The 16632-nt window shown below is 39.6% G+C and carries 15 protein-coding genes and 2 pseudogenes; 1 reads left to right on the forward strand and 16 read right to left on the reverse strand.

Annotated elements, in window-relative coordinates; translation table 11 throughout:
* Nucleotides 1-116: 116 nt before the first annotated feature.
* The 11 genes and pseudogenes from JOD82_RS02725 to JOD82_RS02780 form a co-directional block, all read right to left on the reverse strand.
* A pseudogene (locus JOD82_RS02725) lies at nucleotides 117-446 on the reverse strand (tyrosine-type recombinase/integrase); the annotation flags it as partial.
* Nucleotides 447-581: 135 nt separating this feature from the next.
* The gene (gene bluB / locus JOD82_RS02730; RefSeq protein WP_029515198.1) at nucleotides 582-1217 is read right to left on the reverse strand and encodes a 5,6-dimethylbenzimidazole synthase; all 636 of its coding nucleotides are present in this window, start codon (nucleotides 1215-1217) and stop codon (nucleotides 582-584) included.
* A 284-nt stretch (nucleotides 1218-1501) separates the two neighbouring features.
* Nucleotides 1502-1919 (reverse strand): annotated as a pseudogene (locus tag JOD82_RS29580) (hypothetical protein); the annotation flags it as partial.
* Nucleotides 1920-2286: 367 nt separating this feature from the next.
* Nucleotides 2287-3459: a MalY/PatB family protein gene (locus JOD82_RS02745; RefSeq protein WP_245248884.1), complete on the reverse strand. Its 1173-nt coding sequence runs from the start codon at nucleotides 3457-3459 to the stop codon at nucleotides 2287-2289.
* Nucleotides 3449-4309 (reverse strand): DUF3737 family protein, encoded by an 861-nt coding sequence (locus JOD82_RS02750; RefSeq protein ID WP_209947508.1) that lies wholly within the window; start codon nucleotides 4307-4309, stop codon nucleotides 3449-3451. Before JOD82_RS02750 ends, JOD82_RS02745 begins: the two co-directional genes overlap by 11 nt.
* 148 nt (nucleotides 4310-4457) lie before the next feature.
* A complete protein-coding gene (locus JOD82_RS02755; RefSeq protein WP_069011858.1) occupies nucleotides 4458-4853 on the reverse strand; it encodes a cupin domain-containing protein in 396 nt (131 codons plus the stop codon).
* A gap of 31 nt (nucleotides 4854-4884) precedes the next feature.
* The gene (locus JOD82_RS02760) at nucleotides 4885-5631 is read right to left on the reverse strand and encodes an SDR family oxidoreductase (RefSeq protein WP_069011860.1); all 747 of its coding nucleotides are present in this window, start codon (nucleotides 5629-5631) and stop codon (nucleotides 4885-4887) included.
* Nucleotides 5632-5710: 79 nt separating this feature from the next.
* Entirely contained in the window at nucleotides 5711-6463 is a 753-nt protein-coding gene (locus JOD82_RS02765; RefSeq protein WP_209947510.1) for a carboxymuconolactone decarboxylase family protein, read from the reverse strand.
* 129 nt (nucleotides 6464-6592) lie between these two features.
* Nucleotides 6593-7126, reverse strand: a complete 534-nt coding sequence (locus JOD82_RS02770; RefSeq protein ID WP_069011864.1) for an NAD(P)H-dependent oxidoreductase — start codon at nucleotides 7124-7126, stop codon at nucleotides 6593-6595.
* Between the two features lie 198 nt (nucleotides 7127-7324).
* On the reverse strand, nucleotides 7325-7537 hold the full coding sequence (dmpI, locus tag JOD82_RS02775; protein ID WP_061828371.1) for a 4-oxalocrotonate tautomerase DmpI: 213 nt from the start codon (nucleotides 7535-7537) through the stop codon (nucleotides 7325-7327).
* Between the two features lie 109 nt (nucleotides 7538-7646).
* Nucleotides 7647-8621 (reverse strand): aldo/keto reductase, encoded by a 975-nt coding sequence (locus JOD82_RS02780; protein ID WP_029515209.1) that lies wholly within the window; start codon nucleotides 8619-8621, stop codon nucleotides 7647-7649.
* A 236-nt stretch (nucleotides 8622-8857) separates the two neighbouring features.
* Here JOD82_RS02780 and JOD82_RS02785 point away from each other — a divergent pair, with 236 nt between their 5' ends.
* A complete protein-coding gene (locus tag JOD82_RS02785) occupies nucleotides 8858-9403 on the forward strand; it encodes a TetR/AcrR family transcriptional regulator (RefSeq protein ID WP_069011866.1) in 546 nt (181 codons plus the stop codon).
* Between the two features lie 396 nt (nucleotides 9404-9799).
* Here the strand turns inward: JOD82_RS02785 and JOD82_RS02790 are convergent, their stop codons facing one another.
* From JOD82_RS02790 to JOD82_RS02810, 5 genes are all read right to left on the reverse strand, one after another.
* Complete coding sequence (locus tag JOD82_RS02790) at nucleotides 9800-11227, reverse strand: 6-phospho-beta-glucosidase (protein WP_069011868.1); 1428 nt, start codon at nucleotides 11225-11227, stop codon at nucleotides 9800-9802.
* 29 nt (nucleotides 11228-11256) lie between these two features.
* Entirely contained in the window at nucleotides 11257-13125 is a 1869-nt protein-coding gene (locus JOD82_RS02795) for a beta-glucoside-specific PTS transporter subunit IIABC (RefSeq protein WP_069011870.1), read from the reverse strand.
* A 186-nt stretch (nucleotides 13126-13311) separates the two neighbouring features.
* Nucleotides 13312-14193 (reverse strand): LysR family transcriptional regulator, encoded by an 882-nt coding sequence (locus JOD82_RS02800; RefSeq protein ID WP_029515212.1) that lies wholly within the window; start codon nucleotides 14191-14193, stop codon nucleotides 13312-13314.
* A 247-nt stretch (nucleotides 14194-14440) separates the two neighbouring features.
* Nucleotides 14441-15292 (reverse strand): aldo/keto reductase, encoded by an 852-nt coding sequence (locus tag JOD82_RS02805; protein ID WP_069011872.1) that lies wholly within the window; start codon nucleotides 15290-15292, stop codon nucleotides 14441-14443.
* Between the two features lie 79 nt (nucleotides 15293-15371).
* The gene (locus JOD82_RS02810; RefSeq protein WP_069011874.1) at nucleotides 15372-16601 is read right to left on the reverse strand and encodes a multidrug effflux MFS transporter; all 1230 of its coding nucleotides are present in this window, start codon (nucleotides 16599-16601) and stop codon (nucleotides 15372-15374) included.
* Between the last annotated feature and the right edge of the window lie 31 nt (nucleotides 16602-16632).

The raw sequence follows: 16632 nt of genomic DNA on the forward strand, positions 1-16632 counted from the left end.
AAGCAGTTTAATCGGAATTTTGAGTAACTTAGTTTTTTTCTCCAAGCGAATGAGGTGATTTTTTTATTATCAAACTAAGTAGGAAACTTTGTGTCACTTATTTGACGAGCCCTACATCACTTATCCATATTATTAACCGCATTTCGCATTTCTTCATCTGTTAAATGTGTATAGATCATAGTTGTTTGTATTGAGGAATGTCCTAACTGATTTTTTAATCTGGGTACATCATTATTCTCCAGATGGTATCTCGTCGCGAATGAATGCCGTAAAGAATGTACAGTTAAAGCCGGCTTTCCAAAAGCTAAAGCGTATTTTTCAATCAGTTTCTCTATAGATCGCTGAGTTAAGCGTCGGCTTTTTCCTTTACGCCCTATGGGAGCTGCAATAAACAAAAAGCTTTCATTTTTTTCTGGGATATATCTGGATTCTCTAATCTGCAGATAAGTAACTCAAAGTTCGCATAATTTTGTAATCTCGAATAAATTTATCTTTTTCATTTGTCCTTGCTTAATGATGCTTATGAAACAATCGTTTCTGTGAGCATCATATCCAAAAAGGGAAATTAACTTATATTTCAATCATTCCCAAGAATTATGGTGTATTAGATTATTTAGATTACGACGTCTCTCCCAATTCACTTGCTCTAGGATTGGTTTTGTAGGATAAAAATCCGTATAACCTAATGAAACCAAAGCAATAGGATCAATATGTGGTGGAATATTTAGTATTTCCCGTACGTCTGTTTTCTTGTAAAAACTCACCCATCCCATAGCTATTCCTTCTGCATAAGACGCCAACCACATATTTTGGATACAACAGGCGACGGATAGAATATCTGTTTCAGGAATAGAATTTCGCCCAATTACATGTCCCCCACCTCTAGTTGGATCACATGTAATACAGATCGTTATAGGTGCTTCCCTTATACCCTCTAATTTTAACGAGAGAAATCTTGTCTTTTTTTCATCTTCATAGTGTATGGACAAGGCCTGTATTTCTTTATGACATGCATACGCCAATCGTTCTTTAACTTCTTGAGAGTCAATTACAATAAAATCCCAAGGTTGCATAAAACCAACGGAAGGTGCATGATGACCAGCCATTAATATGTTGTTTAACTTATCTTTGGATATGGGTTTTCCATTAAATGATCGAATATCTCTCCTTTCAAAAATGGCTTTAAATATTCCTTTTCTTTCATTATCATTTAACAATTTAATTCCTCCCTTAAAACAAAAATCCCCAGAATGCGCCAGTACTCAGATTATTATGACAGGGTTTCAGGTTCAAGTTTACATTGAAGTTGGTATTTTATGATATAACTCTTATGCTTGAAATCAATATTATCTCTTGCAGTTCATTATCAATCCATAGTCTAAACTGCCTGACCCTCAAAACAACGAACTACGATCACAAAATTATAAACTTTTCACAGACTGACTCAATTGAACAACCCCACATAAACTATCTGGGACTTCAAAGTCCGGCTTATCTAAAGATAAGGCTTTAACTTATCAATTGCGACTTGGAACAAATCATCCGGCAGCAGTTTATAGATATTGCCATCGATCACGTACATCTGCGTTGTCTTCCTGCGCTGACCAATAATTAAAATAGCCGAATAGTCGTTTTTCTTCCCGGCTTTGATAGCTGATCCAATGTACTTGGCAAGTTCCATTTCCTCAAACTCAGGCAACCTGTCCCAATACATGAGATTCTAAAATATGTATTCATCGCTTGCTGCACATCAAATAATAATAGTCCAAATACTCGCTCCATATAATCAGCGATTCTGCAAATACCTTGGCATTGTCAAGAACTCTTTCTATATAGGTCACAAAATCTGGTTGTAGTGCTTCTCCAAGTGCCACAGCTTTTGCTGCAATGACATTCATAAGTGGGCTCCCCTTGTATCCCTGGGATCAACACCATAAGAAACAAAATTATAAAAAAGTTATAGGAAACCATTATGATATCGCTTTGGGACTGCAAACCGGCAGCGGTAAGACTCTAGTTAGAAAGGTAACCCCAAGAAAGAGATTTTCGAAACAGTTACGAGTTCGCTGGCATTGGCGGCATCCAGATAATCCGCCCCCAATGCCAGAATTAGATTGTATTGTTCCTCACGCGACGCTTTGCCCTCTCAATGCACAGTCGGCCGTGGACAGTGGCTCCACTTTTGTGAACACGACAAAATCGGCGTCAACTTCATTAAGTGATCGTGCAACTTTATCCCAAATTCCCATTCATTTCGTGGAGGAGTGTCCGGTAACCATTATTGAATCAATCATTCACTCTTTGATATGCCTGAATCCCAATCTTCAAGCGCTGCAATCCATCAACTAGTCGTTTTTTAGGGCAGGCGTAGTTCAATCGAATGAAATCGTATCCATTGCCGCCATAAATGGCGCCCTCCGTGACATACAGCCCCGTTTCTTTCCTTATGAATTTACACAGTTGACTTACATTAGAAGTTATGTTCCGGCAATCGATCCAAGCCAAATAAGTCGCTTCCGAATGGATAATTTGGAGCTGCGAAAGTTTACTAGCCAAATAATGTTCGAGATATTGCTTGTTCGCCATGAGATATTCCAATAAGGCTTGCAGCCAGGGTTCGCCTTCCGTAAAGGCAGAGATTGCTGCTTCAATCGCAAAAAAGTTAGGTTCGGCCACTTCATCGGTGTTAATGCCACGGTGTACAAGTTTACGAATCTTCGAATTCGGCACGATAATACTTGAAGTTTGAATTCCCGCAAGATTGAAAGTTTTCGTCGGCGCCACACAGGTGATGCAATTTTGGGCGATCTCTTCCGATATTGAAGCGAAAGGAATGTATGGGTGGCCTGGGTGTGTTAAATCGCAGTGAATTTCATCGGAAAGGATAAGGACCTGATGCTTGACGCAGAGCGTGCCGAGTTTCTCAAGAATTTGTTTGTCCCACACTTTGCCTATGGGGTTATGCGGATTGCAGAAAATCATAAGCGTTGTGTCAGAATCGGCTAGCTTTTTCTCCACATCGTCAAATTCGATCGAATATCCATTGTCTTTGTAAATCAACTCACTTACTAGAACTTCTCGTTGATTGTTCTTTATGGAGTTGTAGAAAATGTTATAGACAGGCGCAAGCACTAGCACTTTGTCACCGGCTTTGGTCATTTTGCGTACGATAGATGATATTGCCGGCACTACCCCCGTGCAAAACATAATCCATTCTTTTTGGATCTGATATTGATGTCTCTTTTCCCACCAATGGGCAACCGAATTATAATAAGTATCTGGTATCGAGGTATATCCATAAATATGATGGTCTAATCTCTTTTGCAGAGCATCGACTACAGCAGGCGAAGTCTCAAAATCCATATCCGCCACCCACATCGGCAGCTCTTCTGGTTCAACATCCCATTTATAAGAGTTAGTGGCCAAACGGTTCGTCATTTCATCAAAATTAAAGGACAAATCGATCACCTGCTATATCCAGCTCATATCGGGTGTAGGCAGCGTTGATTTCTTCGTCATTGATGATGATTTCGCCGATATCCTTTGCTTTGATTTTCCCTGAGATTGGATTTTTCACGCTATCAATTGAGGTCTTGGTTTCCACATCAATGGTTGAATATTCGAATGCCAAGTCGGTATTCAGAATCGTTCCGTTCTCGATTACGAGACGGTCCATGTAGCACATTCCCTGATTGCTTTCGATAGTACAGTTGATAAAGGAGATGTTTTTCGAATTCCATCCTAAATATTCTCCGATGATCAATGAATCATAGACGGTGACGTTCTCGCAATTCCAGAAGGCGTCCTTTGAAATAATCTTCGCATTGCGAATCTCCATATCCTTAGCTCCGTCGAATGCGTAGTTCCCTGCTAATGTGAAATTGTCGATATTGATATTTGCACTATTCATTCCAAAGTAATCACCTTTTGCGGTCACATGATGCAAGTGAATATCTTCGCAATTCCATAAGGTTTCTTGCGCGTTGGGCAGATCGACATACGTCAGTCGGATTCCGCTCGAACGCCGAAATGTCTTTGGCGCCTCTATTACGCTGTCACTGATGACAATTTGGTCTGTATACCATATTCCCGATCGGGCCATTTCAAGGAAAGTGCTACGATCAACACGAATATTATTGCAATACCACAAGGGATATTTCCATTTAAAAATGCTATTATCGATAGTAATATCGTTGCTTTCCTTCAGGGGAGACTCGCCATCTGCAAAAATGGAATTAGTGACCATGAGGTTCTTTCTCTTGAAAAGTGCTCGTTCTCCGGTAAGCATTTGTTGATCGATCGTTTGCATAATACTGTCTCCAATCGCTCAGTGCTAGCTTCAAATATTCCATGACCCCATAATTCGCAGAATAGCAACAGCGGGTTCCAGATTTATTAGAAGCTTCTATATAAACGGCGGCATTAACGGCTGCCGTTTATATGTGTTAATCCATTTACTATAGCTTAATATATTCTTCATCCAGTACGGGTTCTAACCAATCTGTTTGTCCTGGTGTAAGAGCTAAGTGAACAAACCAGCTATCCTTTGTAGCCCCATGCCAATGTTTTACGTTCTGTGGAATGTTCACCACATCGCCTGTTTTAAGTAATTGAGCTGGCTTTTCATCTTCTTGATACCACCCCTCACCGCCAGTAACTAACAACACTTGCCCGGTATGATGAGAGTGCCAGTTATTACGGGCACCGGGAGCAAAGGTTACATTCCCGATTGCTGTATTGAGTGGTGCTGGATCGGTAAACACCATTTGTAAGTATGCGTCTCCGATAAAGTTTTTTTCGACTTTTTGCCCCAATGGGAAGAGTGTGCTATGGCTTAAGTGCTCGTTCTTCATTTTTCATCTCTACTTTCTTATATTTTTAACGTTATCCAACTTGAGCTGTTGGTCGAATGATCATCTCATTAATGCCCACATCCGATGGTTGTTCGATGGCAAAGGCAACGGCACGTGCAATGCTGTCTGCATCGATTGCTATCTTGTAAAAATCATCCAAGCCCGCTTTCATTGCCGGATCGGTTGTCGTCTCCAGCAGTTCGCTGGTCACAGCCCCCGGCGAAATATTGGTCACACGAATATTTGTACCACTCATCGCTTCTTCTTGACGCAAGCCTTCAGAGATTGCTCTTACGGCATGTTTGGTACCACAATAAACTGTTCCGCCTGGGTAGATGTTGTGTCCAGCTACGGATGAAAGGTTAATAATATGACCTGATTTCCGTTCTCTCATAGATGGAAGGACTGCTCCGATTGCGTACAAAACCCCTTTGATATTGACATCGATCATTCGGTCCCATTCATCAACCTTTTTCAAAGCAAGAAAAGCCTGCGGCATGATTCCAGCATTATTGACTAAAACATCAATTTTTCCAAACTCGTTAAGCGCATATGCAGCAAGATCCTCCATTTGTTGGTGCGAACTTACATCCGTCACTTTATATATAGCTTGTCCGCCGCTTTGTTCAATTTCATCTTGTAATTTCTTTAACCGGTCTTCGCGGCGAGCGGCAAGAACCAATTTTGCTCCTTTGGATGCCAGTTCTTTTGCAGCTGCTTCTCCAATACCGCTGGACGCTCCTGTAATAATAACTACTTTTTCTTGAATATTTGACATTTTAGATAAACATCCTTTCTTAATTTTAGGTACACTTTCATCTATAAAAAAAATCTATTTTTTCGCTTAATTTCTCTTTCTATTCTGGAATGATTTCATTCACACAACTCAAAGCATTTAATGTTCTCGGAAAACCCATATAAGGAAGGCAATGAGTGATGGCCGTGATCATCATATCCTTGTCATTGCCTACATTCAGGTTGCCTTGCACATGTGCCTTGACTTGACTTTCACAACCGCCGAGACTACTCACAATACAGAGGGTCAGCAACTCCCGTGTTTTCAGATCAAGGCCTCCACGAGTATAGAAGTCACCAAAACAGAAGGCAGAAAGATAGTCCTGTATATGCTTTTGATTGTATGGGACATTCTTCCTGTTCTTTTCAATGATATCGCCAAAGATTTCTACCTGCACTGCAAGGCCTTTGTCTAACCGATTCTCTTCTTCAACCTGCTTTTGACTTTCGAGAGGTAACTCGATATTTCTGGATTGGAAAACCTCATTAATCTCCGCGATGGCATTTAGCGTTTTAGGGAATCCTAAATAAGGGGCACAATGGTAAATGGCCTCTTTAATTTCTACCGGAGTTAGTCCAACGTTCAGTGCAGCATGAGCATGCGCCTTGAGCTGAGGTAACGTTTGATTCGTTACAAGCACCACCAGAGTGATAAGCTCACGTTGTTTATCGTCCAACTTCCCTTGATAAAAAACTCCCCCAAAAATAAAACGGCTCAGGATGTCCTGAAAATCAGGATCAGTAGCGTATGCTCCCGGCATTCCATTACCAAATAGCTGTTTAAATGTTTCTTCACTCTTTTCAATTCGATTCATAACTGTGCCTCCTGCTTGTTTTTTTTGTGGATGAATAAGACCCACTGAAAGAATGACGATAATTGCGACGCGGTAACCTCCAATTCCCGTCTCTATGATGAAGCCAACAGGCTTAGCATCACCATTCTTCTAGACAAGTTTAGGATTCAGCGCATAAGCCACATAATCCTTGGCACTTTGCTCTAGCTCCTCATCTGACAGGTGTTGCATTACACCATACAAGATATATGGTGTCAAATAGCGTGTTCCAATCAAGTTACTGGTTGCCTGAAGAGGTCGCAGCAGCTCGGAAACGGTGTATTTAAAATTACCGTCTGGTAAATAGTTTTCTTTAGCAGCGCCGGTAGAAACGGCAATCAGCAGCTCTTTTCCGTGCAGCTTGTCCCCTTTGCTTCCAAATGCCCAGCCATGAGTTAGGACTACATCCTCCCATTTTTTCAACAATGAAGGCGTACTGTACCAGTAGAAAGGGAATTGCAAAACGATGCGATCATGCTGCTCCAATAGCCTCTGCTCGGCAGCGACATCGATCTTCTCATTCGGGTATGCCTCATAAACACGATGAATTGTAACACCAGCTTGCTTCTCCATTTCTTCCGTTAAGCGACGATGAACACGGGAAGCAGTTAAATCAGGGTGAAAAACAAGAATGAGTATTTTCATTTTAAATTTTCTCCATCCAAGAATTTTTTTTCTATCAATTATTTAAATGGATACCAAGTTCAAGAGCTAGTTTAATAATTGGGCAACTGTGTTCTTTATTTAGTACTCATTGATGGGAATCACGACCTGCTCACCAAAGCTCAAACAGCCATGACAAAGACGATGTACTTCTAATCCGGTATTACCAAGTTAACTATTTTACTCCTCATTTTTCAGTGGACTATTTACAGCTTTGTCTGCTAAAATCCGTCCTGCAACACCTATATTATCTAGTTCATTTTCCCTTACGAACACAAAGAATGCTTGTTCAGGTATATTCATGATAGTTGAAGCTGATGTAGTAAGGTCTTTTACTAACTTTCTTTTTTGCTCTTTAGTTAATTTAGCTGCTTCAATTGTAATTACAGGCATAATTTATTCTCCTTTATTGTGAGTTTATGTCTAATGACGACGAGCTGACACAAAAACTCATGTGCATCTCTCTTATCAAAGAGACCGTGCGACACCAATTTATATGAATTTAAAAATGACCAACGATTCGGTGCGGTACATATGGTTCTTCCAAAAACGCAATTTCTTCAGCAGTTAATTGAATAGATAGAGCAGCTTCTGCATCTTCGAGCTGGGATATTTTTGTCGCACCGACAATAGGAGCGGTTACCGGTTCTTTATGCAGAAGCCACGCAAGTGCGATGTGAACCCGGCGAACACCATGTTTCTCTGCCAAACTCGCAACCCGGTTCACCACCAATTGATCCGCATCTGTTGTTGCATCATATTTTTGTTTTGCAATTTCATCAGTTTCGGCACGATGTGTTGTTGTCTCCCGCGCCAATCTTCCTCCTGCGAGCGGGCTATAAGGAATGACCCCAATTTTTTCTTCCTTACAAAGTGGGAGCATCTCTCGCTCCTCTTCACGGTAAATGAGATTTAAATGATTCTGCATTGATACAAATCGGGTCCACCCATTCTTCTCAGCTATATGTAAAGCTTTCTCAAACTGCCATGCCCACATTGCAGAGGCTCCGATGTATCTTGCCTTACCAGCCTTAACTATATCGTGCAATGCCTCCATCGTCTCTTCGATAGGCGTGTTATAATCCCAACGATGAATTTGATACAGATCGACGTAGTCGGTTTTCAATCTCTTAAGGCTCTTATCGATTTCGCTCATGATCGCCTTGCGGGAAAGTCCAGCGCCATTGGGTCCTTGATGCATTCGTCCATGTATTTTAGTCGCGATGACAATTTCATCACGATTCGAAAAATCCTTTAATACACCTCCAATTATTTCCTCACTTGTCCCTTCAGCGTACACGTTTGCAGAATCAAAAAAATTGATTCCAAGCTCCAGAGCTTTTTTTATGATCGGACGAGCGCGTTCTTCATCAAGTACCCATCGATGATGACCTTTTCGTGCGTCTCCAAAACCCATACAACCAAGACAAATCCGGGATACATCCAAGCCAGTATTTCCAAGTTTCGTATAATCCATTTCATGGTTCCTTCCTTTCGTTTGGTGCGATCTTGACTTGCCTCAGAACGGGTACGCGTACTGATCATTGAGTTTAGATAACTCCAAATAAAAAATGAACATTGATTGTTTAATCAACTTACGTTTATAATTCTAAACGGAAACAAAATGCTTGCAATAATCAATTTCTTTCGATGTGTGGATTACTCAACAAATTATCCGTAATTGCCGATTATCTCAGTAAGGGGACTTTAAAAATGACTAAAGTGGACAGAAGGGTACTCAAATCTCAAGAAGCCATAAAGAAAGCAATACTTGAACTGATGACTGAAAAAAACTTTGATGACATTACAATTCGGGATATTTCTGATAGGGCAAATGTTAATCGAGGAACAATCTATCTCCATTACATGGATAAATTTGACTTGCTAGATAAGATAATTGAAGAACATATAAACAATCTCCGTGAACTTTGCCACACAGCATCTGAAATGAGTTTCCAAGAAGGAAATTATGTCTGGTTCGAATACTTTGCAGACAATCATTTGTTCTTTTCAACCATGCTAAACACGAAAAGTTCAGCTTATTTTCGTACTCAATTCCTTGATTTAGTCGTCCAGGAGTACAAGGTAGAAGTCGATGTAACAGAAGGAAAAAATCAAGGCTTAAGTGAAGATGTCATTCTTCAATTTTTTGGGGCCGCGGTCGTGGGGATCGTAGAATGGTGGTTTAAGAATGGAATGTCAGTCCCCCCTCGTGTCATGGCAGAACAAACTGGGATATTGTTAGATAGAAATTTTTAAATTGCATTCCCAACAAATCTAGTAAATCGAGTAATTTCTTGTACTGAGGTTATTTAAACAAAATTCTCATCCTAATTTTGTGATGAGGGTAGGGTTTTGAATATTGTTCTCGCATTCGGAACTTGAACACTAGAGATAAGGCCCATACCCGGCACAGTACAAAAACATGAAGCGGCACCCGCTCCATGTTTTGTACTTAAATTCATAACTTTATTTCCTATTGAGAACACGATCCCGAATAACAAGAAAATGCTTACCACAAGAAGACTTGCTCATGTTAGTGAGAACAAGAGAATATATCGCATTTTAAATTAAGGGTCTTGTTTAGAAAAAGTTTGTAAGCGTCACATCTGGTCGACTGTGATTCCATCATCAACTAGCTATGGCTGTATAAACTTAGTCTAAATCTTCTCCATTGCTACTAATTACTTTCTTATACCAATTAAAGGACTTTTTCCTACTACGACTTAACGTACCATTTCCCTGGTCATCTTTATCCACGTAGATGAAACCGTATCTTTTGTTCATTTCTCCAGAGCTTGAGCTTACTAAATCAATGCACCCCCAGGTTGTATATCCTAGCAACTCTACGCCATCTTCTTTTACAGCAGCTTTAAATGCTCGGATATGTTCACGAATATACTCGATTCTGTAATCATCCGAGATACATCCATTTTCATCAGGCTTGTCCGCAGCTCCCAACCCATTCTCGACAATAAATAATGGTTTTTGATAGCGATCATACAATGCATTTAATGTAATTCTCAGCCCGAGTGGGTCAATTTGCCAGCCCCATTCACTTCTTTTTAAATGGGGATTTCGTAATGTCGGAAAGAGATTGGCAGCGGTTTGAGTATTAACTGCTGGGTCGGCACTTGTTAATCGCGAACCATAGTAACTAAATGAAACGAAGTCAACTGTATTATTTTTCAGAAGCTCCTCATCATCATCTTCCATTTTCAGATGTATATTCATTCTTTCGAACATTTTTTTGGCATAATTCGGGTATTCACCACGAGATTGTACATCCACAAAGAAGTAATGCTCTCGATCCCTTGTTATGGCTTTCCATACGTCTTCAGGAGCGCAAGTATAGGGGTAAGTGCTGGCACCCGCCAACATACATCCTATCTTGAATTCGGAATTTATTTTGCGTGCAATTTCAGTAGCTTTAGCACTCGCGGCCAATTGGTGATGAGCTGCCTGATACTTCACAGCTTCTTCATCTTCATCTTCATCAAACACCAATCCTGAGCTCCCGAATGGTAGGTGTAATAACATATTGATTTCATTAAAAGTTAGCCAATACTTCACTTTATCTTTGTAGCGAGTGAATAGTGTTTCGCATAGTCTTTCATAATAATCAACCATTTTACGGCTTCTCCAAGAACCGATGGTTTTTACCAAATGCATCGGCACATCAAAATGAGTGATCGTTACTAAAGGCTCTATATTATATTTTAAACACTCATCAAAAACATCATCGTAGAACTTCAAACCTTCTTCGTTGGGTAATGGATCATCCCCATTTGGATAGATTCGTGTCCATGCAATAGATAAGCGGAAGCATTTGAAGCCCATTTCTGCAAATAAAGCAATGTCTTCCTTATAATTATGATAAAAGTCGATGGCTTCATGGCTTGGATAGAAATGTTCATCATCACATTCCATCATTTTCATCTTACCTTTCATTACAGAAACGCGATCCTGTCCTGCGGGTATAACATCGACGGTTGACAATCCCTTATTCCCTTCCAAATATCCACCTTCACATTGGTTTGCAGCAGTTGCTCCTCCCCATAAAAAGTCTTTGACTAAAGTCATTTATAATCCACTCCTTGAATTTGATATGGTTACACTATTAGGACTAACAACTCATTGTTAAAATCAGTGACTGCACTACTGTTATTAGTTAGCACATCAGCATAACTGTAAGTATTCGTAACGATCACCGGGGTCTGGGTAACATATCCTTCCTCTCTGATTTTCTCCAAATCAAACGTGATTAGTGTCTGTCCCTTGGTAATTCTCTGACCCTCTTCAACATGAGCTTCAAAGTACTTCCCATTCAGTTTAACGGTGTTCAATCCTATATGGATGAGTATTTCAACCCCATCATCGGAGAGTAAACCGATTGCGTGTTTCTTGGGAAACAGCGAAACAATTTTCCCATCAAAAGGAGCGACCACTTTTCCTTCGCTTGGCTCAATGGCAACTCCTTTTCCCATTGCTTCTGTGGAGAAGGCCGCATCTTGAACATCCTTCAATGGAATCATTTCACCTTTGATAGGACTTGTAATAACCGTATTTTTAAGTGTGATGATTTTATCGTTTGTGGTGACTTTATTCTGCTCAGACGTTTCTTTCTCATATTTTAAGGTTAATAAGTAGGTAAGCACTGCAGTTATAACCGTTGTAATTAATAATGCGATGAGTATATTATAGAAATTCCAAATGTTTTCTCCAATATAAAGCGGAATAGCTGGAAGCCCTGATGAACCTGTTGCATAACGTGAAACTTCCATAACCCCTGCGTAAAGCCCTCCAGCAGCGGATCCAATCATAGCCGCAACAAGAGGATATTTTTTAGGTAAATTAACACCGTAAAGTGCTGCTTCTGTAATTCCCATTAAGCCTGTAATTCCACTTGTAGTGGAGATTTGCTTGGATACTGTATCCTTTGTTCTCCAACTGACAATCAACGCGGCTACACCTTGCGAAATATTGGATATCATGGCTCCAGGTCCAATGATATTTTCATATCCCAATGTCGTGATTTGAGCCAATGATAACGGAACGATACTGTGATGAAGTCCAAACATAACAAGGAGTGGCCAGAAGGTTGCAATTATGAAAATGACCACCCATGCTCCGTGCGATCCCAAAAAATCAAACCCCATTGCCAAATATGTTCCGAAGAAAGAACCTAGCGGTCCTAGTGCAGTTAAGGAAATAAATCCAACAACCAGAATGGTAAACATCGGAACAAAAATAATTTTTACAGCGTTAGGAATGACTCTTTTAAAGAATGGTTCAATGTAGGATTGCGCCCACACGGTTAATAGAATCGGAACAACCGATGAACTGTAAGCAACAAGTGTCAATGGAATATTAAAAACGCTAACATTATTACCCGCAGTTCTCAATAGATCCAGATTCGGATGAAGCAATATCCCAGCCAACACAAGTGCCAGTACAGGGCTGCATTTTAATTTGTTTGCAGCCGAATATGCTAATAAGAAGGGTAAGAAATAAAAAATGGCATCCGACATGAAATTGATTACATAGTAAGTTTGTGACGCTTTTGAAACTACATTAAATAAGATCAGCAAAGCCAATAGCGCTTTTATCATTCCCGCGCCTGCAATAGCCGGAACGATTGGACTGAATGTACCTGAAATAAAATCGATTAATTTGCCAAAAACGCTTACATTTTTTTCGTTAGATAATGTATCATCTATATTTTCTGCATGTTTTATATATTTGATCACTTCCTCATATACTTCTTCAACATGGGTGCCAATAACCACCTGAAATTGTCCGCCGCTTTCAATCGCATCAATCACGCCATCTAAAGCTTTAATAGCGTCTTGATCGGCTTTTTTATTTTGGTTTAGTGCGAATCTAAGCCTTGTCATACAATGAGTTAGTGTTGATACATTTTCACTACCACCAATCTTCTCTACAATATCCTGAGCTAATTTTTCATATTTTTTGCTCATTAGAAAATGCCCCCTCTTCTTGTTGTTGAACAATGAATTACGCCTTTTATTTATTAAACATAAACAACTTTACCTGCTAAATAAAAAAAGTTATTTATCAGTAATATTTAAAGGCTTCATTCAAGCTGCACCTTTAAGATATCACTAGATAAATAACCTTATCCAATACCTATAATCTATGTTTTATTATGCTTGTGAGGCATACTTGATTAATTGAATTAAGTGAGAAGTAGCCTGGTTAAAAATCTTGTGTTTCTTCCAAACAATAACACAACTAAATTTGAGTTCTGGAAAAAATGGTCTGAAGCAAAGATGTTTTGAACCTGTCATCGCAAGAGCACCTTCAATACAAATAGCAGTTCCCATACCATTATCTACAAAATTAACTATGTTAGAAATTAAGTTGTATGTGGCTAGAACATGTATATTTTCATATTCATCAGCAAACCAATTAGCAATTTCATTTTGTACTGTTGGACGACTAGAAAGAAGTAAAGGAACTCCAACAAGATCATTGGGAGTAACATATTCTTTTTGTGCAAGAGGGGATGAAGCCTGTGTTAGAATTCCCCATCGTTCCTTTTGAGGCAATCTGATGAAATCGTATTTTTCAATATTTATGGGCTCTAATAAAATCCCAATTTCAAGTAATCCTTTGTCTATTTTTTCCTTTATATCATCCCCTGTTCCGCTATAAATATAATAATTAACCTGTGGATACTCTTCATGAAAAGCTTTTAATGTTTGAAATAAATAATGCGATGTTAGTGATTCGACGCTTCCTATAGAGATAGTCCCTCCAACCAGATTATTTTGATCTTTGAATTCTCTCTCTGTTTTATCCGCAATCGTTAGGATTTCTTCTGCCCTCTGACGTAAAAGCATGCCAGCATCCGTTAATGACACCTTTTTTTTACCGCGAATAAGCAATTGAGTTCCTAAATTTTTTTCTAAGTCAGCTAATTGTCTGCTTAATGTCGGCTGTGTTACATGTAGTACATTTGCTGCATGCGTAATACTTTCCAAACGAGCGACTGTAAGAAAATAACGAAGCACTCTTAACTCCATGTTTCCCCCTGTTGACAATATGTGCTTATGAATAGATTCAATATGTCCTAGTAATTAACTTACCATCTTAAATACCGTTCTTTCAGTTTACTTTTTCACACACTTCTCTGCCATTATAACCATTAATCAGTTCTATATGCATATGTTTATATGTGGAATTGAATCGATATATGGGAAGGACTTGGGTACTGTTACGTGAACATAGTGTTGTTGGGTTTGAGCATTTTGTGATAAGGCCTCCCCAAAATTAGTTACGAATTTTCATGTTGCTGAGCCGTTCCACGTTTTCAGGATCGTGAAGGGATAAGATTAAACTCTCTTTGGAATCCAACGTAGCAATCCTTTCCATATCTTCCCTACTCATTTCAAAGTTAAAGATATTAAAGTTTTCGATAATTCTTTCCTTATGAACGGACTTTGGAATCGCAACAATTCCTCTTTGTATCAACCAACGTAAAGCAACTTGAGCCATGGATTTATGATGTTTCTCAGCTATTGATGCCAATACTTCATTTTTGAAAATGTCATTTTTCCCTTCAGCAAATGGTCCCCAGGACTCAATCTGAACATGGTGATCCTTCATAAATTGAGCATTTTCTACTTGTTGTGTAAATACATGCGTTTCAACTTGGTTTACAGTAGGAACGATTTCATGATGAACGATTAAATCCATCAGGCGATCATTTAGGAAGTTACTTACGCCGATTGCCCTGATCTTCCCCTCATGATATAATTCCTCCATCGCACGCCATGAACCATGGATATCGCCAAAGGGCATATGAATGAGATACAGATCCAAATAATCCAGTTGCAGTTTTTTCAGTGATGTTTCGAATGCTTTCCTAGCACTCTTGTAACCTGCATCCTGAATCCAAAGCTTTGTTGTAACGAATATTTCCTCTCTGGGCACGCCACTCTGCTTGATGGCACGACCGACTGCTTTTTCATTGCTATAAACAGCAGCGGTATCAATCAAGCGGTAACCTTCCATTAGGGCATTACAAACCGATTCTTCGCATACATTTTCATCATCAATTTGATAAACCCCAAATCCGAGTATCGGCATCTCGACACCATTGTTTAGTGTAACACTTTGCATTTTAGATCCTCCTGTTTTTTATACTCAAGTCTTAGAATGCTGGGGCCTCGCATAGATCTTAATGTTCGCAAGCGATTGGTTAAGTATTGGATTCAAAGCTATTTTTGGTACCGGATAATTTTTTTATCCCTTTAACCAGAATGAGATAGGTAATTATAGATAATAAACTTGTAGAAAAAATAATAATTCCAAAAGGTATAGCAGAATTTTCGCCTGCAATTCCCACAAGTGGAGACGTAACGGCACCTAATGCGAATTGTAAAGTGCCGAGCACGGCGGACGCGCCCCCTGCAATATGCCCCTGCGATTCCATTGCTAATGTAAAAGAGATGGGGCCAATGATCCCAATGGATAAAGCGAATAAGAAGATCGAAATAAACATAGCTGATAATACTCCATGTACTAGTACTATAAATAAGACTGCAGCAGAAGATATAAACGCTAGTATTATTCCGATCAAAAACAATCGACTTTCCGTTACCCGGTCTGCAAGCAGTTTGACGAATTGAGATCCCAAGATAATAGCAAGGCCATTCAACGCAAAGAGGATTGAAAACAGTTGCGGCGACACGCCGTATATGTTTTGATAAATAAATGGGGTACCTGCAACATAGGCAAAAACACCTGCGAACAATATGCCATTGACTAGAGCATACCCTATAAAAGACCGCTTTCGGAATAAGCTATTATAATTTTTCATCAACGCACGGGGACTGCCTGAAATACGTTGTTGTACAGGTAAGCTTTCCTTTAACCCCCATATGGTTATCCCAGTTAACCCTATGCCTAGCACCCCTAAAAATATAAATACACCTAACCAAGAGCTGTATGACATAACCGTACTTCCAGCCGTAGGGGAAATTAACGGTGCCACATTGCTTATCATTGTCAGCAACGATATAAACTTAGTCATTTCAATCCCACTAAACCGATCTCGAACAATAGCGCGCGAAATAACGAGTCCAGCGGACGCAGCAACCCCTTGTATAAATCTTAAAGATATAAACCATCCTATGCTTGGTGCAAAAGCGCATCCAATAGAGGAAAGGATATATAGTATCATGGAAATCAACAAAGGCTGGCGTCTTCCATAAATGTCGCTTAAAGGTCCCATTATCAACTGTCCTAGCCCTAATCCTAACAGACTAGTGGTTAAACTCGCTTGAACCGCAGTTGCGCTTGTTCCAAAAAAAACAGCGATTTGCGGAAGTGATGCAAGATACATATCGACGGTAAACGGCCCCAACGCCGAAAATATGGCCAATATTAGAGCAAAACCGAGAGAATTTTTTTGGGTCTTATATTTCATTCCTTTTACTCCTATGATTGTTTTAATGCTT

It is taken from the genome of Paenibacillus sp. 1182 (assembly GCF_017833915.1).
GTDB classification, from domain to species: Bacteria; Bacillota; Bacilli; order Paenibacillales; family Paenibacillaceae; genus Paenibacillus; species Paenibacillus polymyxa_D.